This window comes from Erythrobacter sp. Dej080120_24 (genome assembly GCF_036322605.1).
Taxonomy (GTDB): Bacteria; Pseudomonadota; Alphaproteobacteria; order Sphingomonadales; family Sphingomonadaceae; genus Erythrobacter; species Erythrobacter aurantius.
Genome location: NZ_AP027262.1, coordinates 3,055,710 through 3,081,482, shown reverse-complemented (window position 1 = coordinate 3,081,482; position 25,773 = coordinate 3,055,710). Strand labels below are relative to the sequence as shown.

General features: G+C 61.4%; 28 protein-coding genes. 2 read left to right on the top strand and 26 right to left on the bottom strand.

The genetic code is table 11. The features are described from left to right. Positions 1-9 precede the first annotated feature (9 nt). Genes AABA34_RS14740 through AABA34_RS14730 form a run of 3 tightly spaced genes read right to left on the bottom strand, consistent with a single transcriptional unit; the run spans position 10 to position 1,906 of the window. Entirely contained in the window at positions 10-465 is a 456-nt protein-coding gene (locus tag AABA34_RS14740; protein ID WP_034955300.1) for an SRPBCC domain-containing protein, read from the bottom strand. Continuing rightward, positions 462-1,355, bottom strand: a complete 894-nt coding sequence (locus AABA34_RS14735; RefSeq protein WP_034955298.1) for an alpha/beta hydrolase — start codon at positions 1,353-1,355, stop codon at positions 462-464. The genes AABA34_RS14740 and AABA34_RS14735 overlap by 4 nt, the downstream gene beginning before the upstream one ends. Before the next feature lie 5 nt (positions 1,356-1,360). Then, positions 1,361-1,906, bottom strand: coding sequence for a hypothetical protein (locus AABA34_RS14730; RefSeq protein WP_338303195.1), 546 nt, complete (start codon positions 1,904-1,906; stop codon positions 1,361-1,363). Between the two features lie 121 nt (positions 1,907-2,027). Between AABA34_RS14730 and AABA34_RS14725 the strand changes: the two genes are divergently transcribed. Beyond that, positions 2,028-2,609 carry a TetR/AcrR family transcriptional regulator gene (locus AABA34_RS14725; protein WP_338303194.1) on the top strand — a complete coding sequence of 194 codons (582 nt, stop codon included), beginning with the start codon at positions 2,028-2,030 and terminating at the stop codon, positions 2,607-2,609. 56 nt (positions 2,610-2,665) lie between these two features. Here the strand turns inward: AABA34_RS14725 and AABA34_RS14720 are convergent, their stop codons facing one another. The 13 genes from AABA34_RS14720 to AABA34_RS14660 form a co-directional block, all read right to left on the bottom strand. Next, a complete protein-coding gene (locus AABA34_RS14720) occupies positions 2,666-3,385 on the bottom strand; it encodes a hypothetical protein (RefSeq protein WP_338303193.1) in 720 nt (239 codons plus the stop codon). Between the two features lie 56 nt (positions 3,386-3,441). Next, positions 3,442-4,164 (bottom strand): hypothetical protein, encoded by a 723-nt coding sequence (locus AABA34_RS14715; protein ID WP_338303192.1) that lies wholly within the window; start codon positions 4,162-4,164, stop codon positions 3,442-3,444. Next, positions 4,161-4,880, bottom strand: coding sequence for a hypothetical protein (locus AABA34_RS14710; protein ID WP_051700079.1), 720 nt, complete (start codon positions 4,878-4,880; stop codon positions 4,161-4,163). The genes AABA34_RS14715 and AABA34_RS14710 overlap by 4 nt, the downstream gene beginning before the upstream one ends. 22 nt (positions 4,881-4,902) lie before the next feature. After that, a complete protein-coding gene (locus tag AABA34_RS14705; protein WP_051700076.1) occupies positions 4,903-5,436 on the bottom strand; it encodes a GNAT family N-acetyltransferase in 534 nt (177 codons plus the stop codon). Beyond that, positions 5,433-6,941, bottom strand: a complete 1,509-nt coding sequence (locus AABA34_RS14700) for an amidohydrolase family protein (RefSeq protein ID WP_338303190.1) — start codon at positions 6,939-6,941, stop codon at positions 5,433-5,435. The genes AABA34_RS14705 and AABA34_RS14700 overlap by 4 nt, the downstream gene beginning before the upstream one ends. Positions 6,942-6,983: 42 nt before the next feature. Then, positions 6,984-7,598: a uracil-DNA glycosylase family protein gene (locus AABA34_RS14695; RefSeq protein WP_034955291.1), complete on the bottom strand. Its 615-nt coding sequence runs from the start codon at positions 7,596-7,598 to the stop codon at positions 6,984-6,986. A gap of 33 nt (positions 7,599-7,631) precedes the next feature. Beyond that, positions 7,632-8,039, bottom strand: a complete 408-nt coding sequence (locus AABA34_RS14690) for an MAPEG family protein (protein WP_034955289.1) — start codon at positions 8,037-8,039, stop codon at positions 7,632-7,634. Positions 8,040-8,051: 12 nt separating this feature from the next. Continuing rightward, positions 8,052-8,441 carry a VOC family protein gene (locus AABA34_RS14685; RefSeq protein ID WP_034955287.1) on the bottom strand — a complete coding sequence of 130 codons (390 nt, stop codon included), beginning with the start codon at positions 8,439-8,441 and terminating at the stop codon, positions 8,052-8,054. A 98-nt stretch (positions 8,442-8,539) separates the two neighbouring features. After that, complete coding sequence (locus AABA34_RS14680) at positions 8,540-9,022, bottom strand: YHS domain-containing (seleno)protein (RefSeq protein WP_034955285.1); 483 nt, start codon at positions 9,020-9,022, stop codon at positions 8,540-8,542. Between the two features lie 45 nt (positions 9,023-9,067). Further along, a complete protein-coding gene (locus AABA34_RS14675; RefSeq protein ID WP_034955282.1) occupies positions 9,068-9,610 on the bottom strand; it encodes a carboxymuconolactone decarboxylase family protein in 543 nt (180 codons plus the stop codon). A gap of 115 nt (positions 9,611-9,725) precedes the next feature. After that, positions 9,726-10,655 carry an AraC family transcriptional regulator gene (locus AABA34_RS14670; RefSeq protein ID WP_034955280.1) on the bottom strand — a complete coding sequence of 310 codons (930 nt, stop codon included), beginning with the start codon at positions 10,653-10,655 and terminating at the stop codon, positions 9,726-9,728. 64 nt (positions 10,656-10,719) lie between these two features. Beyond that, a complete protein-coding gene (locus AABA34_RS14665; protein ID WP_338303189.1) occupies positions 10,720-11,334 on the bottom strand; it encodes an outer membrane protein in 615 nt (204 codons plus the stop codon). Positions 11,335-11,514: 180 nt separating this feature from the next. Continuing rightward, positions 11,515-12,588, bottom strand: coding sequence for an alkene reductase (locus AABA34_RS14660; protein WP_338303188.1), 1,074 nt, complete (start codon positions 12,586-12,588; stop codon positions 11,515-11,517). Positions 12,589-12,670: 82 nt separating this feature from the next. Between AABA34_RS14660 and AABA34_RS14655 the strand changes: the two genes are divergently transcribed. Continuing rightward, positions 12,671-13,423 (top strand): SDR family NAD(P)-dependent oxidoreductase, encoded by a 753-nt coding sequence (locus AABA34_RS14655; RefSeq protein WP_034955276.1) that lies wholly within the window; start codon positions 12,671-12,673, stop codon positions 13,421-13,423. An 80-nt stretch (positions 13,424-13,503) separates the two neighbouring features. Here the strand turns inward: AABA34_RS14655 and AABA34_RS14650 are convergent, their stop codons facing one another. The 10 genes from AABA34_RS14650 to AABA34_RS14605 form a co-directional block, all read right to left on the bottom strand. Further along, complete coding sequence (locus AABA34_RS14650) at positions 13,504-16,098, bottom strand: TonB-dependent receptor (RefSeq protein WP_034955274.1); 2,595 nt, start codon at positions 16,096-16,098, stop codon at positions 13,504-13,506. 167 nt (positions 16,099-16,265) lie between these two features. Further along, complete coding sequence (locus AABA34_RS14645) at positions 16,266-17,345, bottom strand: Rieske 2Fe-2S domain-containing protein (RefSeq protein ID WP_034955272.1); 1,080 nt, start codon at positions 17,343-17,345, stop codon at positions 16,266-16,268. Positions 17,346-17,469: 124 nt separating this feature from the next. Continuing rightward, positions 17,470-17,940, bottom strand: a complete 471-nt coding sequence (locus AABA34_RS14640; RefSeq protein WP_034955270.1) for an Lrp/AsnC family transcriptional regulator — start codon at positions 17,938-17,940, stop codon at positions 17,470-17,472. After that, a complete protein-coding gene (locus AABA34_RS14635; protein ID WP_034955268.1) occupies positions 17,937-18,416 on the bottom strand; it encodes an Lrp/AsnC family transcriptional regulator in 480 nt (159 codons plus the stop codon). The genes AABA34_RS14640 and AABA34_RS14635 overlap by 4 nt, the downstream gene beginning before the upstream one ends. Before the next feature lie 58 nt (positions 18,417-18,474). Next, positions 18,475-19,749, bottom strand: a complete 1,275-nt coding sequence (locus tag AABA34_RS14630) for a spinster family MFS transporter (protein WP_338303187.1) — start codon at positions 19,747-19,749, stop codon at positions 18,475-18,477. A gap of 3 nt (positions 19,750-19,752) precedes the next feature. Further along, the gene (locus AABA34_RS14625) at positions 19,753-20,514 is read right to left on the bottom strand and encodes an SDR family NAD(P)-dependent oxidoreductase (protein ID WP_338303186.1); all 762 of its coding nucleotides are present in this window, start codon (positions 20,512-20,514) and stop codon (positions 19,753-19,755) included. Further along, positions 20,511-22,037, bottom strand: a complete 1,527-nt coding sequence (locus AABA34_RS14620) for an amidase (RefSeq protein ID WP_034955265.1) — start codon at positions 22,035-22,037, stop codon at positions 20,511-20,513. Before AABA34_RS14620 ends, AABA34_RS14625 begins: the two co-directional genes overlap by 4 nt. Next, positions 22,034-23,170, bottom strand: a complete 1,137-nt coding sequence (locus tag AABA34_RS14615) for an aromatic ring-hydroxylating oxygenase subunit alpha (protein ID WP_338303185.1) — start codon at positions 23,168-23,170, stop codon at positions 22,034-22,036. The genes AABA34_RS14620 and AABA34_RS14615 overlap by 4 nt, the downstream gene beginning before the upstream one ends. Before the next feature lie 84 nt (positions 23,171-23,254). Beyond that, positions 23,255-24,139 carry an amidohydrolase family protein gene (locus AABA34_RS14610; RefSeq protein ID WP_084155786.1) on the bottom strand — a complete coding sequence of 295 codons (885 nt, stop codon included), beginning with the start codon at positions 24,137-24,139 and terminating at the stop codon, positions 23,255-23,257. Beyond that, the gene (locus AABA34_RS14605) at positions 24,139-25,773 is read right to left on the bottom strand and encodes a class I adenylate-forming enzyme family protein (RefSeq protein ID WP_034955261.1); all 1,635 of its coding nucleotides are present in this window, start codon (positions 25,771-25,773) and stop codon (positions 24,139-24,141) included. The genes AABA34_RS14610 and AABA34_RS14605 overlap by 1 nt, the downstream gene beginning before the upstream one ends.

The following is a 25,773-nucleotide window of genomic DNA, read 5'->3' as shown; positions in this document are numbered from 1 at the left end:
CCCTGACCTCTATTGAGGCGCTGATCCGTCGATCGTTTCGGCCCGTGTCTTCAGCGCCGCGTTCATCGCTTCGAACCCAGTCATGATCTGCTCCTTGGTAAGGAGATACAGCAGGGGCGCGGCGAAGCCGTAGATCCGTTCGTCATGGTCGACCCGGACGCGGCCGTTTTCGAGCTCGGTCAGGCGGAAGGTATGGTCGCCCAGCGCGATCCAGCGGAAATAAAACGCACCGGTCCAGGTGAATTCGCGATGCTCACGGTAATCGGTGACCTGCGGAACAAAGACATGCCGCTTGCCGCTATCCGTGCGCGGGCGGACCTCGAATGTCGCGCCCGGCGCGATCCGCCCCCGCGCATCGGTGATGAACGGATTCCATTCGTGATAGCGGTCGAGATCGACGAGGATATCCCAGATGCGTTCTTTCGGGGCGTCGATCTCGATCTGCGTTCGGATGGTATGGCTCATGGGCGGCTCTCCGGAATGCGGCGCTGGAGGAAATCGACCTGCTCGGCGATCACCGCGTCGAAACACGTGCCAAGATAAACGTCGAAATGGTCGCAATCATGGGCGCGGAATTCGCAGTCGGGGATTTGTCCGGCGGCCTTTCGCGCCGGTCCGAAAGGCGTGGTTTGATCCCGTTTCCCGGCTTGAATAAGCACGGGGCAAGCAATCCGCGCGGCGCGCCTGCCGGGGGAATAACGCATCGCCTCGACCAGACTCAGCGCGGTAACGCGATTGTGATCATCGAAATAGCCGCGCCATTCGGCAGAGGGCAGCATCGCGACCAACGCGTCATGGGCACCGCGGGTGGACATGGCGCCGAATTCGCCAACCGGGGCAAAGGCCTTTATCATGTGCCGTCTGCCGAACAGGCTGAGGACGGCGTCGGCGATGATCGCAAAGGCCATTCGCGGGAGCTTGGCAATCGGCAAGGCCAAAGCGGTGGCAAGCCCGCCGATATGCGGCACCTGCGCGATCACGCCGGAGAGGTCGTCACGCTCCGCCGCGATGGCGAGTACATGCCCTCCGGCGAAGGAGGAACCCCACAGGACAATCCGGCCGTAACCGAGCGAGCGGGCATGTGCGATGGCCGCGCGCCAGTCTTCGTGCTGCAAACTGACCTTTAGCAGACCGCGTGGCTCGCCTTCGCTTTCGCCAAAGTGGCGATAGTCGAACAGCAGCACGTCATATCCCGCCGCCCGGTAAGCCTTTGCATAGGCATCAAGGCCGTAGTGCCGCGTTCCGCCAAACCCGTGCGCCATGATGATGCAGGTGCCTGATTGCGCGGAGGTGTCGGAATAAAGCCATGCCGCGCAGCGAACGCCGCCCGATGCGAAGGAGATGTCCTTTCGCATGGCGCTCAGCCCTTGGAGCGCAGGCGCGATAGCTGGATGCCGACGATCAGGAAGATCGCGCCGAAGGCAAATATCCACTTGATGATCGAGGCGGTGGTGCTGATCGCGGTCAGCGGGGCAATCACCATCTGGTAGCCGTCCCCGCTGAGGAACTGGTGCTGCAGCCCGTTTTCGAACCAGTCGCAAAGCCCGGCGACAAGCGGGAATGTCAGCACGATATTCCACCGGTCGGACAGTCGCGCCGCATCGAGGCTGAGCGCGAGCGCCACGCTGAGGAATATGGTGTACCAGACCCAATGGATGTCATCGAAGGTCAGGTGAGCGTGATAGAATTCCATCACCCCTTCCGCTTCCCATGCGGCGAAGGTCTGGCGATAAACCTCGGGCGTGAAGCCTGTGACCTGCAAGCCAAGCATGCGTTCGGTCACCAGCGGCTCGACCGTGATCGCGATGATCACCTGCGAAACCAGATAGATGCTGCCGAACAGGAAAAGCAGGCCCTTGTGCGACAGAAACTCACGTGCGGATTTAAGGCTCGGCATTTGGGCCATCGCGGCCTCCCTTTCTTGTTTTGCGCAGTCGGCGCGCATCCCATTGCACTACATATGTAGTTAGTTAGGCGATTCGCCTTGCGTCGTCAACTACATTTGTAGTAACCGCCTTGGTATGGACATGAATTCAGCCCCCTCCCGCACTGATCGTGTAACCCGCGCCGCCGTCGAAGTGCTTGGCCTCAAGGGCGCGGCCGGCCTCACCCATCGTGCGGTAGATCGCCATGCGGGGCTGCCCGAAGGCTCCACCAGCAACCTGTTTCGTACCCGCGATGCTTTGGTGGGGGCCGTATGCCGGTTTCTTACCGAGCACGATCTGACCACCCTCGCAAAGGCGGAATCCCGCTTTGACGCCGTGCCGATCACCCATGCAGACGCTGCGGCAGAACTGGCCCGGATCATCACCCGCTGGAGCGACCAGGAAGCCGTGCTGACTGCCGCGCGGCTGGAAATCTTCCTGATCGCACGGCGCGACCCGCGGCTCGCGGCTCAACTCGATCAGGTGCGAAGGAACTTTAGGGACCGCGCAGGGGAGTGGCTGGAACGGCTGGAACCCGGTGCAGGCCGCCATGCAGCCTTTCTCATGGCGGTAATCGAAGGGCTGACCGCCAATCAATTGCTCCACGCCAGTAACCGGATGGGCGGGGAAGAAATCACGTCCTCATTGGAGAGCACTTTGCGCTCGGTCATGACCAATGCATGATCGGGTGCTGGAAGCGGTCTGGCTGCTTTCCCATCCGGTGCGTGGCGCCTTCGATCTTACCTGAGTGGCCCTCCGAGTACCTCGTCGTAAATCGACAGATAGGATGCCGGCGCTTCGACAGGGAACAGCCAGCCGCCAAAGCTTGCGAGATAGATTGTCGCAAACAACGCGCCGCTGATCGGAAGCAGCCAAGCCAGCTTGCGGTGACCCCGGAATGCCAACCACGCGCCAAGGTGGGTCATCAACGCGACGATTGCCAGGGTGTAGTAAGGATAGAACAGCCATTTCGTAACGGGATGCTGCAGAGGGGTGGCGACCCAGTCGAAGTTGGTCGGAAGCTGGTTGATGTATCTGCTCGCCAGCGCTGCGCTGCCATGCAGCAAGATAAACAAGGCCAGATATCCGCCGCTGGCCAGTTGCATTGTGCCCCAGCCAAGACGCTTGTTGCCCCCGGCCTTGACCCGCCTTCGCGCAAGGACAACTCCCAGGCCGATCTGGCTCAGTAGAAGGGTAACGAGAGATATTTCGGATAGGAAAGGCCGATAGGTCCATCGAACCATATCGAGCGCAGCATCATGAGCCGCCGGCCCCGCCACAGCAAACAGATGCGCGACCACGTGGGGGAGCAAGAATGCGAGCAAGATGATCGCATTGAAACGATGCAGCCTTCTTATTCGCTGCAATTTGATCCGGCTGAGGTCCAATGCCTTGGTTGTAGAGGTGCCCGGCGGCAGCCTTGCGGAACTTCCTTTGCGCCGCAGATCGTTCGCTCGCATCTCATTGTCGAGCGCAGCGACTTGGAATTCCTGACTGTCTCCGTTTGTCGCGGGCATCAGTCTTCACCCCCACGCTTTGCACGAGTATTTTGTTCGCATACCGGTCGGGGGAATATCTGCGCACGCTCCGCATCTGAGAGCGTAGCCCCCGAAGCGTTGAAGTTCGCGTCGAGGCTTTCGCTGGGCCAGATCTGCTGAAGATGCTCGACTTCGTTGCCTGTAAATTGGTTGATCTGAAGGTCACGGCCCACCCAGCAGGTCGTGGAAGCGTGATCTTCAACACGCACCAGAACATCATCCATGTAAAGGTAAGTCCGGTGCCCCATGAAAGTCGGCGGTGAAGTGGCTGGGTCGAGCAACTGAAACAGAATGAACGAGGGCTCGATCTGATCATCGCCAACCAGTTCGTCGATGTGTCGCTTGAGATATCGGTACAATACGCGGGGCCGAAAATATCCCGGATCCTTCCCGGTGCGGCGTCTGATTTCGTAACCGCAGGCCAATTCGAGCTTCTTGTGTGAATCGTGATAGTCCGGCGTAAAGCCGTTGCCGTCGATAAGGCTTTGCTGCGCGGCGACCAATGCTCGGGCAGACGCGGGCATGACTTCAACTGCACAACGCTTCCAATCGAACCTCTCGGCCTTGGCGGCTGAGACGGGCATCGCGAGCGCAAGCAGCGAGAGAAAAGCCCACGCCGCTCTGGCCGTTCGACCGGTTGCGCGACTGACGCTTCGTGTTTCCAGATCCGCCGCTGGCACAGCTGCCTCCCGGAAACTCATCGTGCCGATTCTGGGCCTGAGATCGTGAGATTGGCGAAGTGGGCCCTTGTGCCGTCGCCCACCCACAGGCCGATTGCACCGCGATGATCGGCACGACGCAGATCATCGATGGCCAGCGCCAAGGCACCGTCCACAAAGGCCTTCAGGTTTGAACCATCAATTTCCAGACGAAGGCGATGCCAACGACCGAGCGCAACATTGGCGGCCTTTTCATAGTGTGCGGGCCGCACGGCTCGCGAGTCTGCGAAATGGAAGCCGGGGTGAGCAATGTACTGGATCGCGCGCACGTCGCGGGGCGAGGGTGGTGGCGGTGTATTGGCAGTCCCGTTCGACATGCGCAGATACACCGCTTCAAATGCTTCGCCGTCTTCCGTCAGGTGGAAGGCGATACCGGCGAAGCCTCTGGCATCCTTGCCGCCTCTCCCGTTGATTTCTGCGGCAATGTCGACCTCGATGACCCCATTGGCAAAGGGCACGTCAAGAACGGCGAATGTCGGTCGATTGCCGCCAGCTCCGGCAAGCTGCGCTGCCTGTTCTTCTTCCGACAATTCGATCCGCAGGGCCGGACGGCCGCCATGCACCGCCTGAGTGGTCGTCACCCCAAAGAGGCGGTCGAACTGTGCCGATCCGTGGGACGGCGCCTCATCCGCCAGCGCGGCACCGGCATTCACGGACAAAAGAAAACCTGCAGCGATTGTGAGATATCTTGGGAACATGGGGAACTCCGATGATTGTTGTTCAAGCGGGCGGCTTGTCGCTTGCCGGCTTGCGAGGGACGGGTAGGGACCACTTTGTGAAGGGCGTACCGGCGTATGTGACTTCGCCTCGAAACTGCGCCCCCAGCCGCAAGGGAACGCGCCGCGAGCGCGATTGCGGCAACAGGAAAGTCACCTCCCTGACATCGCGATGCGCCGACAGCCATGCCAGTGCGGTTTCGAAAACCAGACGGCCGAGAGAGAAGAATTCGGGCCGCAGGACCAGACCGAAGTCCCAGTCATCGCCCTCCTTCTGAAAACCGCCCCAGCCGGCATAGGTGTTGTCGATCAGGATTGCCCAGTGCCCCAGTCCGTCGCGATCCCAGCACTGCTCCTTGGCATGGACAAACGCCGCAATTCGGTTGTGATCCCAGCCATCGTCAAGCAACGGGAGATGCCGGGCGATCCGGCGATCCGACATGTGATTGAGCAGGACAGCTGGCGCAATCTTTGGCAGGCGCACGAAATCGAGCGCCGCTGCACGCGCCTTGCGATTGGTTGCAGGCTCATGCGTCACGGGAGGTCGCCCCTGATCGCTTCACCCAGTTGCTGCGGCGTTATCGGGTTCCCCTGGGCGGCAAACCCTTCGAAGATATTGGTGAAGATTCGCTCGTTGTCATGATCCACGGCGAGCGCACGCAGACCCCTTTCGCCGCGCAATTGATCGGCATCGAACAACCTTCCGCGCATGATCACCGCTTCCGGTCGCCGCAAGCAGCCGATCTCCATCAGCGGGTTGCAGCGATAAAGCACGAGATCGGCATAGCACCCTTCGCCGAGACAGCCGGCTTCGTCCTTGCGCCCGAGTACTTCGGCGGGCGTGGCGGTTGCCGCCTTGATCGCCTTGAAAGGCGAAGCCAGTGCGCCGGCGAGAAGTTCGACTTCGTCGAGCAAGGACTGGCCAGGAATGTTGGTGAATATCCCTGCATCACTCCCGGCGACCAGCCTGACCCCTTCTTCGTCGAGGATCCGCGTGAATTCCATGAAGAACTCATGCTTCTGACGCTCGGGCAAGGCTTGCTCCTGTGCCCAGCGTGCGATCGACGGCCCGGCCACGAGCTGCGCCAGCGGCGGCATGGTTTCCGCTCCGCTGCGCAGGGCATAGGCTCCTCCCGATTGCGCCACCTCGACAAGATTGAGATGCGCGACGAGCGTGGGTGTGACGGTGCTCTTGGCCGCAGCGATGCGGCGCGCGAGGTCTCTGGCCCTCGCAAGATCGAGAGTGCCCTGAAGCCCGTGCCAGGCGATGGCTTCGATATGCTCTATGGTTTCGAAATCGTCCGCGAGGGCCATTTCGAATTCGAGCATGAATTGCGGCTGGCCATCGGCATCGAATTGCCGAGCTCCTTCCGGAGCGTGCCCGGTCAAGACCATGCCCAGCCGATCCGCCTCGTCACGAGCGGCAAGATAAGCCTCGGACGAAAGGTTCGAGTAGATTTTGAGCCGCCGGAATCCTGCGGCATACTGCTGCCGAACGGCTGCTTTGGCATCCTCGCCAGTCTCGACAATCTGATGATAGACTTGGCTATCAGGACCTTTGCTGTTGAGAATTGGGCCGCTGGTGTAAAGGCGCGGGCCGCAAACTTCCCCCGCTTCCAGCTGTTCGGCAAGCCGCAGGTGAAACGGCATTCCCGACATGTTCCGAACCGTAGTGACGCCGTGCATCAGATTGGCTGCCAATTCGGTCCGGTCCCAAAGATGGACATGCATATCGTGCAGTCCGGGAATTGCTGTCAGACCCGTGCCGTCGAAGACCCTTTCCGGTGTGCCGGGATACCCGTGGCCTTGCGGCAGGATGCCGGTTATCCGGCCATTTTCGACAATGATCGACACTTTCTCCGAAACGGCAGCGCGTTCGCCCCGAAAATCGATTGTCGTAACGTTGTCGATGACGAGCGGGCCTGCCCGTGGGGCGCAGATCACGCCTTCCGCCGGTGGGGGTTGAGCGGGTGTGGCAGCGGCGGCATCAGCCGTGCTGAAGACGCTGGCCATCGCCAACACCAGTTGGATCGGATGTCTCACAATCAATGCTCCGAACATGAGTTCGCGGCGCTCGCCGATTGGTTACACCCGATCGTCGCCGGCGGGCGGCGTTGCGCTCAGGATTTCGGCGACGCGCGCGCGCAGCTTTGGCAGGAGGTCGTCCTCGAACCAGGGATTGCGCGATAACCACATCCGATTTCTTGGGCTTGGGTGAGGCAGGACAACAGCGTCAGGAAAGGATTCCTTCCATCGGCAGATCAGTCCGGTCAGCGTCCCTTTGTGCTCAGGATATTGCCAGGCAACGGCATATTGTCCGATAATGATCGTCAGCTGAGTGGCTGTCATGCGCTCAAGCAGCTGCGACCGCCAAAGGCGTGCACAAATGTCGGGAGGAGGCAGATCGCCTGATTTGCCCGTTCCAGGGTAGCAAAACGCCATTGGAACAATGGCAAACAGCGCAGGATCGTAAAAGGCGTCCCGATCCACGCCAAGCCAGCTTCTCAACCTGTCGCCCGACGGATCGTCAAACGGGATGCCTTTTTCGTGAGTGATGCGCCCCGGCGCCTGACCTGCGATCAGGATCGACGCTTGGCTCTGCCATTGAAGGATCGGGCGCGGACCTTTCGGCAGATCGGAACACGTTGCACAGTCCCTGACTGCATTGAGCAATGCGGTGTCATCCCGATCTGCCGTCATGATCTTGCGCCTCTTGCTGAGAATGCCAAAGGGTCAGCCCAACTGAAGGCCGATGGCAAGAATGGCCGCCCAGGATACGAGGTAGGTCGGGGTCCGAAGATACGGCACGCCCAAGGCATAGACAATGTAATGCAGCACGCGCGCATAGTAGAACACCATTGCGCACTGACCGACAAAAGCCGCGTCAACCCGTTCAGGCAGCATGGACGCTGCCACCACGACCGCCACAAAGGCGGGCAGGGTTTCAACCATGTTGAGGTGAGCGCGCTTGGCTCGCTGAGCCCAAAGGGGTGGTTCGGGTTCTTGCGCGGGAAAGCCCTTGGGATAGTTATTGAGGAAGTCCCCGATACCCCACACAAACACCCGCGACAGGATATAGGGGACCCACATCAAGACGGTGAACACGCCCGATAGCGCGAGAAAATGGTACGCCTGTTCCATGTCCCGGCCCTCCTATTCCGCGAAGCCGTTGTGGATCGCCTCGAGCTTGTGCCCGAAGGGATCGCGCACAAACGCGGCGAAGACATCGTTGGAAGGATAGTCCGGGCGTGGGCCGGGTTCGCCCGCGCAGGCTCCGCCGTTCTGGATTGCGGCTTCATGAAAGGCCTTGACCGCTGCCGTGCTTTCGGAGCGGAAAGCGACGTGAGTGCCATTGCCCTGCGAATAGGCGGCCCCGTCGGCAGGGATCATGAGCAAGAACTGGACGGAACCTTTGCCGTAGGCGGCAAAGGCGGCGTTCGCAGCCAGGCAATCAAGGCCCAGACTTGCCAATGCCGGATCGTAGAATTTGCGAGCGTCCTCGATCGACGGGACGCCAAGGCTGATATGGTCGAGAATATTCATTATCGTATTCCTTTCGGGAAGGGATGGATGACGACGATCGAGGCCGTGGAGGGGGGACTGGGGCCGGCGCTGCGATCGCCGTCATCCGGCGCGCGGGGTCAGAGCGACGCCGCGGCTACGCTGCGGATCTGCTTCCAGTTCACTTCGGCTTTCGCGATCGTTCCGGCAGGGTCCCGCTGGAAAGCCTTGAGGATGTCTTCGTTCAGGAAGACATAGAGCTTGCCATTCACCACTGCTGCGTAGCGAGGGTCGCCGTCGAACTTCTTTCCGACTGAAACCCCGAAGGTGCAGTAACCGCCATTCTGCGGCGTGAAGCGACCGGGATCAGCCTGAAACGCATCAAGGTTTTCCTGAGACGTGAAGTAATAGGCGACACCGTCATGCACCGCAGTGAACTTGGCCGTACCCTCGATGCGATTGCCAAGGGTCACGAACGCGACAGGGTCGACGCCGTGCAGGCCGAGTGGAGCGCCCGCTGCGGTTAGACCATTGGAAACATTGTTTTCTTCCACAGCGAGTGCCGGGGATGCAAACGAAACGAGTTGGGCAGCAATAAGCGCAGCCAGAATTGGCTTTTTCATAGGTTTTCTCCAGGAGTTTTGGGTGGGGGTGAATTCGGCTGCTGTTCAGGCAGCCTTGGTCGAAACAACCGGGAAATCGATCTCGGTGCCTGCGATGTGGTTGAAGTAGTTCGTGAAGATGTTCATTGCGGTAGCGGCGATCAGCTCAACGAGATGGCCCGCGTCAAAGCCCGCGGCATAGAAGGCTTCGATCTCGGCGTCCGAGATCACGCCCCTGCGGCTGACGATCGCGCGAACCATTGTCACGATCGCACCATCGCTGCCGGCAAGCTCGCCGCCAGCGACAACCTGACGCATGTCTGCCTGGTCGAGCCCGGCCATCTTGCCCAGGGCAGTATGTGCCGAAGCACAATAATCGCAGCTGTTCTCGCCCGCTGTTGCAAGCGCGATCAGTTCGCGCTGACCGGCCGAGAAGCGGCCATTACCGAGTGCGGCGCTAAGGCCGAGATAGGCGTCAAGCGCGGCCGGGGACTGCGCCATGGTGCTCATGATGTTGGGCACGCCGCCCATCTTGGCGCGGATTGCGCTGAACAACTGCGCTACCGCTTCGTCGGTGGTGTCCAGAGGTATTGAGGGAATTCGTTGCATGTCTTTCTCCTTGTTGCGGGGTGGACGCGGCGGAGATGAGACTCTCAGGACGGTCAGGCAATAGAGCCCCAAGAGATCTGGATTGTCGGCAAAAGCAACGAGACGGAGTGCAAATTTAAGCGGCCAGTTTGTCACGATATGCGCTCGGGCTCTCCCCGAACATGTTCGTGAATGCCCGAGTGAAGGCGGCTGGTGACTGGTAACCGATTCGCCCGGCAACCTCTTGCACCGAGATGCGCCCTTCGCGGAGCAGCGCACATGCCTTCTGCAACCGCCACTCCGCCAGATAGGTTAGCGGGCCACAGCCAACCAATTCCTGAAAGCGCGCCGCAAACCGGCTGCGTGACATGGCGGCTTCGCTTGCGAGCGCTTCGACCGTCCAATGCATTGCGACATCGCGGTGCATGGCCTGAATGGCGCGCGAAATCCTCGTGTCGCTGAGCGCCTCCATCAGTCCGGCGAGCTGCTGCGATTGGGAAGCGGATGAACGAACAGTTTCGATGAAGATGATTTCAGACATGCGGCGTACGACGGCAATGGAGCCCGGATTGTCATCAGCCATCTGCCGGGCCATCAGGCGCAGGGCCTCGTCAAGCCAGAACGTCGAACTGCGCATGCTCGCGCTGACATGGATCAGGCTGGGAAGTGACCGCAACAATGGATGGTCACTGCCTTCCGCGAATGTGAAATGCCCGCACATGAGCTGGGTCGCGGTATTTTCGCAGCCACGGCCAACCACAAACAGCGGGCCTCCCGAATAATCATTGTCTTCCATGACCCGCTCCAGCCCGACCGGCTTGCGCTCGGGTGTGTCGGAGATGACATGCGCCGCACCGGCCGGGACGAGGATCAGATCACCCTGCCGCAGGTGGATCGGCGCTTCCTCTCCCGCGCGGACCCAGCATTGGCCTTGCATGGCGTAATGAAAACGAATGGTCGAGGCGTAATTCGGCACGCCAATCGACCACGGGCTGTTGAAGCAGGTTCGGAAATAGAACTGGCCTTGCAATGAGAGGGAATCGAGAATGTCGCTCAGCAAGTCCATCGGTGCACTCCAGCGGGTCTGTTGGGCAGGCGGGGCCAGCCAATCAGCCGGCCCCAAACCCGCCTCAGAAATTCCAGAGGACGCCCGCCAGTACCTGGTGGCGATCCCAATCGCCGCCATCGTTGCCGAGGTCCGAGTATCGGTATTCGATCCGTGTGCGCAGATTGTTACCGAACCCGTATTCGAAGCCGCCGCCAGCAAGCCAGCCATCGGCGTTGTCCTTGTCGCGAAGGGTCGGTTGACCTGCCTCGGTCAGGGTCGCCTCTACGCGGCTGTTCTGGTAGCCGCCGCGAAGGTAGAGCAAAGCGTTATCGGCAACGAGATAGCCGGCGCGGCCGGTGAATTCGAAAGTGTATTCGGGGTCGAGTTCGATCGAACCCGATGCATTGCCGAACTGCAGATCGTCTTCTGCTCCAACACCAATGGCCGCTTCGATGCCAACCCGCACCTTGGGAGTTGCGGCGTAATCGTATCCGGCGAAGAGCTGGAAGTAGGCTGCATCCTGATTCAGCTCGTCAGGGAGGGCTACGCCGTCCGCGAGATCGGGGCCGATTTCGTCGCGGCTATAGCCGGCGGCTGCCCCGACATACGGACCTTCGAAGTTTTCGGCCTGGGCGGGGTTGGCAAAAACGGCAAAGGCGAGCGGTGCGATCAGCAGCGCGCCAATTCGAGTATTCATTGTCATTCCTTTCTCAATCGCGCCATTATCGAGCGCTCGAAAGGGATCGGTATTGTCGGACGATATGCAACGCCGTGACGCGCGGTAAGGACAGCTTGCAAATCAACCGGGACGATCGGCAAAGAACGCGCTGTCAGAGCGCGGACTGAACTACGGGCCTGATCAAGGCTGCTCTTTGCTTCAGTCCTCGTCCGGCAGGGCCGGATAGTCGCAATATCCGCGTTCTTCCCCGGTGTAGAGCAGGGTGTAGTCCGGCTTGGCGAGGGGGTGCCCTTCGCGCAGGCGACGCGGCAGGTCGGGGTTGGCGATGAATGCTCGGCCGAATGACACGGCCTCGGCAGCGCCCTGTTCGATCAGCGCGCAGGCTTTTTGCGCGTCCAGCATGTTGTTGGCGATGACCGCTCCGGGGAAATGCCTGCGGATCGTTGCCAGCGTGCCGGGGCATTCGTCCCCCATGTCGACAACGTGGAGATAGGCGAGCCTGCGCTTCCCAGCAGCCTCGATAAAGGGGGCGAATGTCTCCCACGGCGAAGCGGTGTCCATGCCGTTGTAGCCATTGCCCGGCGATATGCGGAAGCCCACCCGATCCGGTCCGATGGCAGCGGCAATCGCGTCGAGCACCATCAGCGGGAAACGGGCGCGGTTTTCGGCTGATCCTCCGAATTCGTCGTCGCGCCGGTTGCTCGCGGGGTTGAGGAACTGGTTCATCAGATAGCCGCTGGCACAATGCAGCTCGATCCCGTCGATCCCTGCGGCCCGGGCGTTGCGGGCTGCAGTCGCAAACTCCTGCGCGATGGCTGGCAGCTCATCTGCCGTCAGTGCGCGCGGTACCGGGGTGGCCACCGGCGTTCCGTCAGGGCCGGGGACTTTGGCCGGGCAGGGCAGTGCGCTTGGCGCGACAATATCGGCTTCGTATCCCCGATTGGCCGGTACCACCACGCGGCCGCAATGCATCAGCTGCATCGTGATCAATCCGCCCTGCCCATGGACAGCGTCCGCCACCTTGCGCCAGCCTTCGATCTGGGCGGCGGAGTGGATGCCGGGTGTGCGCCAATAGCCTTTCCCGGCAGGGGAGGGCTGCACCCCCTCGGTAATGATCATTCCGGCACTGGCGCGCTGGCTGTAATAGCGGACCATGATATCGCCGGGGACATCGTCCGGGCCGGCGCGATCGCGGGTCATCGGCGCCATGACAATGCGGTTGCGGCAGGCCAGTGCGCCCAGGTTGAGCGGAAGAAAAAGAGCGTCGTGCATTCGAAAATAGATACCGCATCGGCATTGAAATGGCCATATGCGTTGTATAGGATCGCAAAAATTACGCACTTAGGGGAAGTCGATGAAATACCCGTTTGAAGGAAAGGTGGCGATCGTCACCGGGGCGAGCGGCGGAATTGGCCGCGCATCGGCGCTGATGTTCGCCGCATCGGGCGCCAGCGTGGTCGTATCGGACCTGCAGGACGAGAAAGGCCAGGAAACGGTCGATCTGATCACCGCTGCGGGCGGCACGGCGATTTTCCAGCATTGCGACGTGTCAGACGAAGCACAGGTCAAGCAACTGGTCGCGGCGGCTGTGACCAATTTCGGCGGCCTCGATTTCGCGCATAACAACGCCGGGGTGAACCGTCCGGGCAGCAACGAATGGCAGACCGCCGACTGGAGCCTGTCGCTCAACGTCAACCTGTCGGCGGTGATGTACTGCATGCGTGAAGAGATCGCGGCGATGCAGGAGCGCGGTGGCGGCGCCATCGTCAACACCGCCTCGGTCAACGGGCTGGTCGGCAATCCCAGCCAGCCGGGCTATGTCGCCAGCAAGCACGGTGTGGTGGGCCTGACCCGGTCTGCGGCCCTGCGCTTTGCCAAGGAAGGTATCCGCGTGAACGCGGTGTGTCCGGGCGTGGTCGATACGCCGATGGTGGAAGCGATTTCGAGCATTCCGCAATATCGTGAGGCGATCGAGAAGATGACGCCGATGGGACGCATGGCCCAGCCTGAGGAAATCGCGGGCGCGGTGCTGTGGCTGTGTTCCGACCAGTCGAGCTTTGTGACGGGGCATCCGCTGGTCATCGATGGCGGGGCGACGGCAATTTAGCCAGCCATCAACAGCGCAAGAAAAAGGGCCGGAGAGGATAACCCCTCCGGCCCTTTTCTATGTCAGGTCTATGCTGGCGATCAGAAGGTGAATTCGACGTTCACACCATAGGTCGCCGGATCACCGAAGATGATCTGGCCAAAGCCCAGCTGACCGTAGTCGATGCCGCGCGAGACGTATTCTTCGTCGAAGATGTTCTTGCCCCAGAACTGGACCGAGAATTCCGGTCCGCCGCCCAGCGACACGCCGTCAAGGCGCAGCTGCGCGTTGAACAGGCTGCGGGCTTCGGCCGATGTCGCCTGCTGGAACGGAGCGCTCAACGGGTTGGGGAAGAACGGAGTTTCCGAAGTGTAGCTCCAGCCGAAACGGGCCGTCAGGCGGGTGTCGCCCGATCCGATGTAGTCGGAATAGGTGATCCCGGCATTGGCGGTGTAATCGGGCGAGTTGCTCGGAGTTACGATCGAAGCGATGTTCTGGACCGTTCCCGTCACGTCGGCGCCGGGGAAGTCTTTGACGTTCTTGTCGACATAGCCGAACGCGCCGTCGATCCGCAGGGCATCGGTGACTTCGATCGTGCCTTCAAGCTCGAAACCGAGGTAGTTGATCTTGCCCGCGTTGACCACCTGCGTGCCGAAGCTGCCGCCACCCTGAATCGGGATCGGAACGGTCGACTGCAGATCCTTGTAGACGTTGTAGAACACCGCCGCATTGAGCCGGACCGGACCGAACTGGCTCTTTGCACCGACTTCGAAAGCGTCGATCTTTTCCTCGTTGAACGGGATCAGGCCGACGGCTTCGTTGATGTTGGCAGTGGTCGGATCGTCACCACGGGTCGACTGGCGCAGGTTGAACCCGCCCGAACGATAGCCGCGTGATGCCATGGCATAGACGTTGAGATCGGGATTGACCTGATAGTCGACGGTGATGTGGCCGGTCGGTTCAGAGAAGCTGGCGCTTTGCGTGTTGAGCGCGATGTCTTCAGCCGAGGTGAAGGGCGTGGCGCCGTTCTGGGTCCGGACAACCGATTTTTCGTCCCAGCTGTAACGCAGGCCCAGCGTGATCGCGAGCGGAGCGTCAGGCCCGCCCGGACGCAGCGTGCCCTGGCCGTAGATGGCGTAGGACTGGCTGTCGATCGAATAGCCAAGCGTCGAAGACTGCGCGACCGCGCGATAACGGGCCGGATTCGCTGCCTGGAAGACCGGGCTAAGCGGGCCGAAGTTGGAAAAGACCGTCTGGTTGGTATCGAGGACGAAGGCAAAGGTCTGAGGGTTCACCTCGCTGCCGCTTTCCTCGAAGTAGAAGCCGCCAAGAACCCATTCGAATGCCGTGCCGGAGCCGCCGACAATTTCGATTTCCTGGCTGAACTGTTCCTGTTCGCGATCGTTCGAGATCGCGAACAGCGGCTGGGTGGTGGTCGGAACGGGCGAGTTGGCGACAAAGTCGATAATGCCCTGCGGCGTTCCGGCGGGGAACACGAAAGGCAGGAAGCCCTCGGCCGCTGTGCCGGCAAATCCGTTGAACAGGGTACTGGTGTTGAACAGCGCGCCCTGAATCGTTCCGACCCCGTCGAGATCGCCGCTCTGGATAGTGTTGTCCCACCAGCGGAATGCGGTGGTCGACCGGATGGTGACCGTGTCCAGATCGAGTTCGAGGCGGGTCATGTTGCCATAGACCTTATCGTTCGAAAGTCCGGCATCCTGCAGGCAGATGCTGTCAAGCCGCGACAGCGAAACGCTGTTGGACGGGGCTCCACATTGCGGCTCAAGCGCGGTTGCGCCGGCCAGATAGGGGCCGACCGGAGCAGGTTGCACCTGGCTGAAGGTGTTTCCGTTCACCGTCACGTTGGGGCGAAACACCCCGTCACCAACCGCCGAAAGCTGCGCAGCATGCGGCACGGCGTCGATCGTGGTGTAATCGAACACATTGGTCAGCATGAGCTTGTCGCCAAGGTCTGCTTCGAATGCCCAACGCGCGCCGAAGGTCTTGTTGCTGCCCGGATCGCGGCCGTCGCGCGGTTCAAGCAGGTTGTCGACCACGCCGTCGCGCTGGTCGAACATGACGCCAAGCGTCATGCGCACGCCGCCAAGGTCGCCCGAATTCAGTATCGCACGTCCGTTGATTTGATCGTAATTGCCATAGCCCATGCGGACCTTGAGGCTGGCGTCATCCGACGGACGGCTGGTGATGTAGTTGATCGCACCGCCAGTCGTGTTGCGGCCGAACAGCGTGCCTTGTGGGCCGCGCAGGACTTCGATCCGCTCGATATCGGCGATAGCGAAAGACGCTGCCGCGGAACGGGCAAGATAGACGCCGTCGAGATAGATGCCGATCGGCGAATCAAAGCCGAGTGCTTCGTCAGCGGAGGTCGGGATACCGCGAATGGTGACGACGGCTGCGGTGGCGTTGGTGGTGCCGCCATTGACCGAAACGTTGGGAGCGATCGCCGCAAGATCGGTGGTTTCCGAAATGCCGAGCAGCTCGACCGTCTCTCCCGTCACCGCCGTGATGGCGATCGGGGTTTTCTGGAGGTCTTGCTCGCGCTTGTTAGCGGTGACGAGAATGACGTTGTCATCACCCTCCGCCTGCTCGCTGTCCTGCGCCAGAACCGGGGTCGCGCCCATTGCCAGCAAGCTCGTGCCGAGCAGCAGCCGGGACGCATTGCGACTGATCTTCATTAATTCCCTCCCTCAAAAACGCATTTTTGCATTGTTATGCGTGGTAGATCGCCGAAATCGTAACAAATGTCAATTTAGATTACGCATAATGCCGATTGAAAAATGCAGTAGACCAATGCTGCGTAAAATCACGCGCAAATTTCAGCATATTCTTTGGGTTTTCGTGCCTAAGCGGCGTTGTCCCAGGGGTGCGTATTGGTGCCACGCACGACGTAGCGTCCGTTGACCCGCTTCTGGAATTCACCCGCCCGCGCGCGCGGATTGAAGAACTGGCGATACCAGATTCGCACCTTGTCGAACGGTCCGTCGCCTTCGACCATCATCGGATTGAGGCACGGGCGCTTGTTCGCCCAGATTTCGAAGTCCTGCGCAAACGCGTCGACGCCCGCTTCTTCGTAGCCTGCGGCGAGCGCGCGGTCTTCTTCGGTCGGCTCGGTGTTCTGCACCTTGACCGACAGACCGTACCAGACCTTGACCTTGCCATCCTCGATCGGGGTGTGCGCGATCAGCATCAGCGACGGGAATTCGCCGATCATCTTGGACTGCAGGATGCCCGGACCGGTGTACCATGTGTCGTTGGTCATCGGCTCACCGCCGTCCGCGGCCAGCGTCTTGTGTCCTGCCGACAGGATCTGCCGCGCAACGTGCCCTTCGAATTCGTTTTCGAACAGCTCCATGTTGAGCGATCCGTGGACCGGTTCGAGGTGGCCCTTGTCGCAGATGTTGTCGATCACTTCCTGCGGGTGGCTGTCCAGCTCGCCCAGGCAGCGGACATTCCAGTTCACCCACGCCGGTTCGTCATAGCCTTCGAATTCGGGCAGGTCATAGTCCGGCTCGCCACCTTCCTCATCATACCAGAACCACAGGCAGCCGGCGCGTTCGACCAGCTTCTTGGTCGAAATGCAGGCGCGCTTTGGCGGAGCCTTGGGGGAATAGGGGATGTCGTCGCACTGGCCATCCGGGCCAAAGCGCCAGCCGTGATAAGGGCACCGGATGCTGTCGCCCTGAACGTGCTCACCATCCTTCACGACATAGGACGTGGTGTTCTTGGCAAGGTGGGTGCCCATGTGCGGGCAGTAGGCGCCGACCAGATGCGGCTTGCCCGATGCCCCGCGGTACAGGACGAGGTCTTCGCCGAAAAAGCGCACAGCCAAAGGCGTTTGCGTCGCATCGCTCGACAGGCCGATCATGAACCAGCCCCGAGGGTAGGTGAAGTCACCCAGGTTGTATTCTGCCGTCGTCGCCATTTCCCGTCCTCTCCGCGAATCTGTCTTTTCAGAACCCCGGAGTACTTTGCCACCGCAAATCGCGGCGGGCAAGGGAATTGAGCTTTGCTATGCGTAAAAAAGTACGCAAGCTTCTACGCAAATGCTATCTGGGACCCGTTATCCGCACGATCCGCGCATTATATTTGAGGGTCTTCACCGCAATCGAGGTTTCGACGTGATGCACGCCGTCAATCGAGAGAATCTGTTCCGATGAGATTTCGTGGAGGCGATCCAGCTCGTTGAACAGGCAGATCGCGGTGATGTTGAAGCGCCCCATCGTCACCATGACGGCGTTGATGGTGTCGAGCTCCGCAATCCGGGATGCAACCTCGCGCACGCGGTCGACATCGACCTGCGCCCCGATGAAGGCCATCTTGGTGTTGTCCGCCAGTTCGAAGCTGGTGATGGCCGTGAACGCGATCAGCCCTTCTTTCTGCAACCTGCGGATGCGGCCCCGAACCGTTCCTTCGGTGACGCCAAGGTCGGCTGCGATCTTGCGGTTCGAAGTTCTTGCGTCCTTCGACAGGATTTCGATCAGCTGGCTGTCGAGTTCGTCGATCTGGGGTTGGGTCACGATGCTTCCCTCGCTTCGATCGGGGCGACGTCGAATTTGTATTTGAGGATGTCCACCGCAATCGCGGGCAGCATGGACCGGATCCCCGAAACGCCCGAAAGCCGTTTGAGCATGAGGTCCGACAAATCGTCATAGTCCTTGAGCGCGACGAGCATATCGATGTCATAACGCCCCGTCACGAGATGGACGGCGAAGACTTCCGGGATCTTTGCCAGATCGGCGGCCACGTCTGCGGCGGCCCGGCCCTCAACTTCGACCGCGACCTGCATCAGCAGATTGTAGCCATGCGCGGAAAAGTCCGAGACCGCGACAACGCGCAGCTTGTTGGCGTCTTCCATCCGCTTGATCCGGGTGGAGACGGTGGCAGCCGTAAGCCCCAGCTTCATCGCGATCTGCTGGTTGGTCGCACGCCCGTCTTCCCGCAATTCCGCGATGATGGAGCGATCGATGTCGTCGATTTCGAAATTGCCTGTCATTGTTTACCGTAACTGCCGAAATTCTCGGCTGCAGGAAAGCGTCTGGTGCGAGCTATCGTCAATTCGTTTGCTCCTCGTGCAGCGACTTGCGGTCCGCTTCCAGCGAAAGCGCGCCGCGCCACAGCAGCAGCGCCCCCAGCAGACCGACGGGCACAACCACTGTCAGCGCCATGCGCAGGCCCTGGGCGCCTTCGCCGAAAGCCTCGCTCAATACGCCCGCCAGCCACGGTCCGATGACATAGCCAAGCAGGTTCACCGCCAGCATCGCGATAGCCGTGCCGGTCGCGCGCATCCTGTCTGGCAGAACATATTGCAGGCCTGCGTAGATGCCGACTGCCCAGCCTCCGCCGAACAACCCTGCGGGCAGCGCCCACAAGAGCGCGACCGTGAGGCTTTGCGCCCAGACCGTGGCGACGACTACGCCCGTGGCAACCGCCAACCCGATGGCGGATAGGACCAGCATTCGCGCATAACCGTTCTTCGCAATCCGGTCTGCCAGAGCGCCGAACAGCATCGCTCCGATCATTCCCGGAATGACGAAGGCCCCGCCGAACGCACTGCCGGCCTCGGCCATCGAAATGCCGTAGTTGCGGGAAAACAGCGTCGGTCCCCAGAAGCCGAAAGCGATGCCCGACAGGACGCCAATACCCATCCCGAACATCATGCCGCGATAGCTGCGCAGCCGCACCAGCTGCCGGGCGAGCGGGACAAACGGCAACCGCGCCGTCGCGGCTTCCGTCCTCGGCGGCTCGCGCACGATCAGCCATGCGACGGCGACAATCGCCAGGCCGATGGCCCCGAACAGCTTGAATGCAAACCGCCAGTCATGCATTTCGGCGATGGCAGGGCCGGCTCCGTATCCGAGCATCTGTCCGAAATAGACCGCCAGAGCCATCACCGCGAATGCCTTGCCGCGCTGGTCGGCCATGAAATAGGCGGCGATCACCGAATAGGCGGGCGCCTGAAATGCCGCTTCGCCCACGCCCACGCCGATGCGCGCGGCGGCCAGCGTTGCCGGGCCGGTCGCATAGCCGGACAGGATCGTGAACACGCTCCAGATCACGCATCCGGCAACGATGATCCGGATGCGGTTGGCGCGGTCGGCATAGATCGCGATGGGGATCGCCAGCGTCGAATAGAACACCGCGAAAGCCGGGCCCATCAACAGGCCCATGAACCCGTCCGAAACCCCGAACTCGGCCTTGATCGGATCGACCAGTCCCGCAAGCAGAAAACGATCTGCATGATTGAAGATGGCAATGCCCAGCAGCAGGATCAGGACGATCCATTTGTTGGGCAGGGCAGGCCGTGCTGCGGGATCGGTTTGGTTCATGCTCTAATCCCTCATCAACATGCCGCCGTTGACGTGCCACACCTGTCCATTGATCCAGCTGCCGTCGTCGGATGCGAGAAATGCCACCATTGCCGCAATGTCATCGGGCTTGCCCAGCCGCTCGTGCGGAACATGGCGCAAGGCCTGTTCGACCTGCTGATCGGTCATGTGGATCTTGACCGCTTCGGTCAGCACCACGCCGGGGCAGATGACGTTGGAGCGGATGCCCTTCTTCCCCCACTTGCTGGCCACATGGCGGGCAAGCGCGTGGATCGCGTTCTTAGTCATCGGATAGGCGACCTGCCACGGGCTGCCGCCTGCCGCCGCGCCGGAGGAGGTGTAGATCATCGCTCCGCCGCCCTGTTCCAGCATCACGGGCAAGGCAGCCTGCGTGGCGATGAAATGGCTCTTGGCGTTGATCGAGAAGCTGCGGTCGAGCACGTCGAGCGAGCAATTGAGCGCGTCGATGTCGCCTTCCGTCCCGCCGGCAAGGTTCGAATGGTAGAAATCCAGCCGGCCGAATTCCGCGAGTGCCGCATCGACAATCGCTTTCTGGCTTTCGGGCGAGGTTCCGTCGAGGTCCACTCCGATCGCCTTGCCGCCGTCCTTGCGGATCTGATCGGCCACGCTGCGCGCCCAGTCACCTTCGATATCGCCGACAACGACGCTGGCGCCCTCGGCTGCGAGGCGCACCGCAGTCGCAGCGCCGATACCCCGGCCCCCGCCTGCGACGATGCCGACTTTGCCTGACAAACCTCTCATCATGCTATTCCTTCCGGTGTTTTGCCGAACCAGGGGGCTGCCCGTTCGAGCTGTCCGGCCAGCCGCAGCAGGCCGGCCTCGTCGCCGTATCGGGCGGTGAACATTGATCCGATCGGCAGTCCCTCTCGGCTCTTGCCTAGGGGAACCGACATGCTCGGCTGTCCTGTGGCGTTGAACAGCCCGGTGAAGGCGGTGTGCGCTCCCACCGCCTGACCCCAGGCGGCAAAGTCGTCCTTGTCGAGATCGAACACGCCCAGCTTTGGCGGAGGATCGGCCAGAACGGGCGACAAGATCACGTCGTAATCGTCCATGAAGCGAGCGACCGCGACGGCGATTTCCTGCAAGGTCACATTGGCCTTGGCGACCGCCGTTCCGGGCACTTGATGGCCGTATCCGTAAAAGCCCAGAGTGATCTTCTCGAGCGTTTCGGGACTGATCGGCAGGCCTGTGGCTGCCGCCCTTTCATCCAGATCGCTGGCAAGCGCGGTCGAAATGAGCGCGAAATTCGCGGCTCCCATTGCGGCGGCGTCTACTTGGGGCGAGGCCTCCTCGACATGATGGCCGAGGGATTCGCAGAGGCGCGCGGTTGCCAGAACCGCGTCCTTTACTTCCTGCGCAACGGGCGCTCCCGAAATCGGGGTGAGCATCAGCGCGATCCGCAACCGGCCCGGATCAGCCCCCACTTGCGACAGAAAGCTGCCTGGCGGCTCCGGCGCGGAATAGCGCGAGCCCGGCTCGATCCCCGCCGTCGCGTCGAGCAGCGCCGCGCTGTCTCGGACGGAGCGGCTGATCGCGCCATTGGTCGAATTGCCGCCCCAGCCTTCGGTGCGCTGCGGCCCCATCGGCACGCGCCCGCGACTGGGCTTGAGCCCGAACAGGCCGCAGTTGCTTGCCGGGATGCGGATCGATCCGCCGCCGTCGCTGGCATGCGCGAGCGGGATCACGCCTGCGGCCACCGCCGCTGCCGCGCCCCCGCTGGACCCGCCCGCGCTGTGAGCAAGGTTCCACGGGTTGCGCGTCGGCCCTTCGGCCAGGCTTTCGGTGGTACCGGTCAGCCCGAATTCGGGCGTTGTCGTCTTCCCGAAGATCACCAGGCCCGCCGCTTCGTGCCGGTTGACCAGTTCCGACGTAAAATCCGGCCTGTAGTCATTGTAGAACCGGCTGCCCTGACCCGATCTCTGCCCTGCGATATGCATGTGCAGGTCCTTGATCAGGAAGGGCACGCCGCGAAACGGCCCGTCGGGCAGCCCTGCCGCGACCCTTTCGCGGGCATAGTCGAACAATTCCTGCGCGATGAAGTTCAGCCGCGCGTCCTGCTCCTGTGCCCGCCCGATCGCCGCTTCCAGCAGCTCAAGCGGCGACACCTCGCCATCGCGGACCAGCGCGGCAAGCGACAGGGCATCATGGCTCGCATAGTCCGGTAGCGCTGCCTTGGCCGCTGATGTCATCGTGCCCAATCCTCCCGCCGCAATGGCGACCCCTGTCATGGCTGCCGCCCTGATCGCCTCGCGGCGCGAATGGCTCATTCAGCCGAACCTGCGCCGTCCTCGACGTAGAACTGCTTGTACCAGCTGCGGAACTTGCCGATCGGACCGTCGCCGTCGCAGACAAGCGCGTTGGGCAGATATTTCTGCCGGTCCCACACGACCTTGTCCTGATCGAACTGCTTGCAGATGTCCTTGATGATCGCGCGCGCGGCTCCGCCAGCCGGCCCTTCCTTCTGGGCCTTGGGCTGGGTGAAGCAGAAGCGCGAGACGGCGTGATCTTCGTCAATCGGCGTGATGCAGGCGACCAGCAATGTCTCGCAGATCCCGGTGAAGCGCGTGTAGCTTTGGCCCGGCCCGATGTTGCGATAGGCGATTTCGCCTTTGACCATGCCTTTGGGCGTGCCCAGATTCAGGAACAGCCGCGCCCCGCGCCGATGATCGCCGGTACCCCAGTCAAAGTCATAATCGGGCATGTCGGCGGCGCCGTGAATGTATTTGAAGTGGGCCGCGTCCACGCCGTTTTCGGCCATGTTCTGCAGCGATCCCCACACATCCCATTCGAAGATGTCATAATCGGTCCATTCGGGATCGGTTGCTTCCTTGACGTGCTCCACTTCCCACATCGGGTCTGCACCCTTGGGATGGTACCAGAACCAGATCCAGCGGTTGGCTTCGGTAACGTGCCATTGCTTTTCACAAGGCCGCTTGACCTGCGGAGGAATGCGGGTGGCATAGGGGATCGTTTCGACCACGCCTTCGCCGTTGTATTGCCACGAATGGAACGGGCATTCGATGTTGTTGCCTGTCACCTTGCCGCCGTAACCCATATGCGCGCCGAGATGGCGGCAATAGGCATCAAGCATGCGGACCCCGCCGTCTTCGCCGCGCCAGATCACCAGATCGGTCGAGAAATAGCGCAGTGGCTTCACCTCGCCGATTTTCAGATCGGACGAAAGCATCGCCGGATACCATCCGTAGGGATAGCCGATATCGAGATTGCGCTCCTTGATGCTCGCACGGTTCTTGGGCTCGCTGCGGCGCCATTCGAGCAATTCTTCCTTGCTCATGTTTTCGAGCATTTGCCACACCAGCACAGGGGCGGTGCGGGCATCGGTTGCCGTGTCCATCTTGGCGTCCATCTTGGCGCCCGTTTTGGTTGCGGGGACTGTCATATCGCTTTCCTCAATTGGTCCCGGCGGCGAGGGGTTGTCTCTCGCTCGCGGCAAAGTCAGTTCGGAGCAGACTTCCCATCTCCGTCACTTTTCCAGCCCGAAAACCCTGATCGCGTTTTCGCGCAGGAATTTGGGCCACACCTCGTCCTTGAACGGCACGTTGGGCATGTCGCGCATGATCCTGTCGAGGCTCAGGCCCATCGGGAAATACCCGGCGTAGATGATCTTTTCGGCGCCGCGCGTGTTGGCGTAGTCGATGATCGCCTTGGGGTAGTGCTTTGGCGCAAAGGCCGAGGTCGAATAATACAGGTTCGGATATTTGAGCATCAGCTTCACCGCGAGCTCTTCCCACGGTTCCGCACCGTGACGCATCACCAGCTTGAGCTCGGGGAAATACCAACACACCTCGTCGATCCGTTCGACTTTCTGGGTGTCCATCGGGATCCGCGGCCCCGGCACGCCCGCATTCACACAGAACGGAATGTCGAGCTCGCAGGCGAGGGCGTAGAAGGGGAACATGTATTTGTGATCGATCGCCACCTGCGGCAGCGTTCCGGCCGGAAAGCAGCTGAGCGCCGAAAGCCCGACTTCGGCATGGATCCGGCGAATGCGCCGGATTTCGTCGACTCCGCCGTTGGGATCGATCGGCAGGTCGAAGAAAAAGCGGTCGCCAAACCGTTCCTTAGCCCGGCGCGATGTCTCGTTGTCGTTCCAGCCGACCAGCGCGCGCTCCACCCCGTTGGCGTCCATCTGCTCGACCACCCATGCGGTGTAGTCGTCCTGCTTGCCGCTCGCCGGGATATCCTTGAACATGTACTGCGCGGGCATCGAAAACTGTTCGAGCGTCTGCTTGTCCTTGATCAGGGGGCGAAAGCTGGCGAACCATTCGCCGCGGTCTTCCGCCTCCGGAATCCCGAGCATGCAGTCGATGATGCCGATGTCCTTGGGCATTCCTGATCCCTGAGCCATCAGGTCAATTCCTTTCCGAGTTCGTTCCAGCGCGCCCGCAGCGCGATCTTGTCGACCTTGTCGAGATGGTTGCGGGGCAGCGGCTGATCGAGAAACACGACCTTGGCCGGGGCCTTGTACCGCGCCAGCCTGTCGCCCACATGCGCGATCACGGCGTCTTCGGTCAGGCCATCCGCCCGCACCACCGCGACCAGCAATTCGCCGAGCCGATCATCGGGTATTCCGAAAGTCGCACATTCGGAAATCTCGGGCATCTCGGACAGCACCCGCTCCACTTCGGCGCAGTAGATGTTCTCCCCGCCCGAAATGACCATGTCCTTCTTGCGGTCGACGATGAAAAGATAGCCTTCGTCATCGAGATAACCGACATCGCCGGTGCGCAGCCATCCGTCAGCGGACAGCACTTCGGCGGTTTCGTCGGGCATTCCCCAATACCCCTGCATCACCTGCGCGCTGCGGACGACAATCTCGCCCGCTTCGCCGCGTGGCAATTCCGATCCATCGGGCGCCTCGACCCGCATTTCGACCAGCGGCACGACGCGGCCGGCAGACGCGCGCTTGCGCAGGAAATCCTCACCCACTGCCATCGCCACAGTACCGGTTGTCTCCGTCAGGCCGTATCCCGTCCCCATGACAGCCTGCGGGCAAAGTTCGCGCATTCCGTCGAGCAGGTTGATCGGCAAGGCCTGACCGCCGGTGCCGATATTGGTCAGGCTGGACAGGTCCACGGCGTTGGCCTGTGCTTCGCGCAGCATGTCCCACAGCATGGTGGGTACGGCCGAAAACATCGTGATCTTTTCATCTGCAATCGCACGGGCGGCTTCCTTCGCGTCCCATTTGGGCAGGATGACGATTTTCGACCCTGCCACCAGCGGAGACAGGAACGATGCACCCATGCCTGAAATGTGGAACAGCGGATAGACCAGCAGCACGGCCTGGCGCGGAATGCTGGCGAGCAGTTGCTCCACCGGAATGCCGTATTGGCGCGCGGTGTTGTGCAGCACCATCATTCCGGCCATCTGCATGCTCATGATGCCGGTGATGACGTTGCGATGGGTCAGAACCGCGCCCTTTACCCGGCCCGTGGTGCCTGAAGTGAACAGGATCGCAGCCGGATCGTCCGGCCTTGCCGGGGCAGGTGGCGTGAAGCTGGCTCCGGCGGGCGGAAAATCCGCCGCTTCGATGATGCGCCCCTGATACCCGCCATCGCGCAGCAGTTCTGCCCTGTGTTCATCGCTGAGCACGGTCTTCGCGTCGACTGAGCCGACTGCTGCTGCCAGTTCATCGGGCGAACCGCGGCTGTTGATCAGCGCAACCACTCCACCCGCGCGGACCACGGCCATATAGCCGATCAGCCATTCGGCACGGTTGCGCATGCAGATCGCGACCCTGTCGCCCGGCTCGATTGCAAGCGTGGCGGCGAGCGCGTCGCGCAAGGCAAAAGCCTGCGCGAAGGTGATCCGGCGATCGCCTTCGACAATGAAGACCTGATCGCCGTGGCGCTGTGCGCTGGAAATGAACTGGTCGAGGTTCTGGGGCGCATTGGCGAACCGCTTGATCCCGTCGACGCTAGCCAGTTCGAATGGCGAGCCCGCTGCGGTGATTGCATCAAGGATCGGGTCGGATGCGCTCAT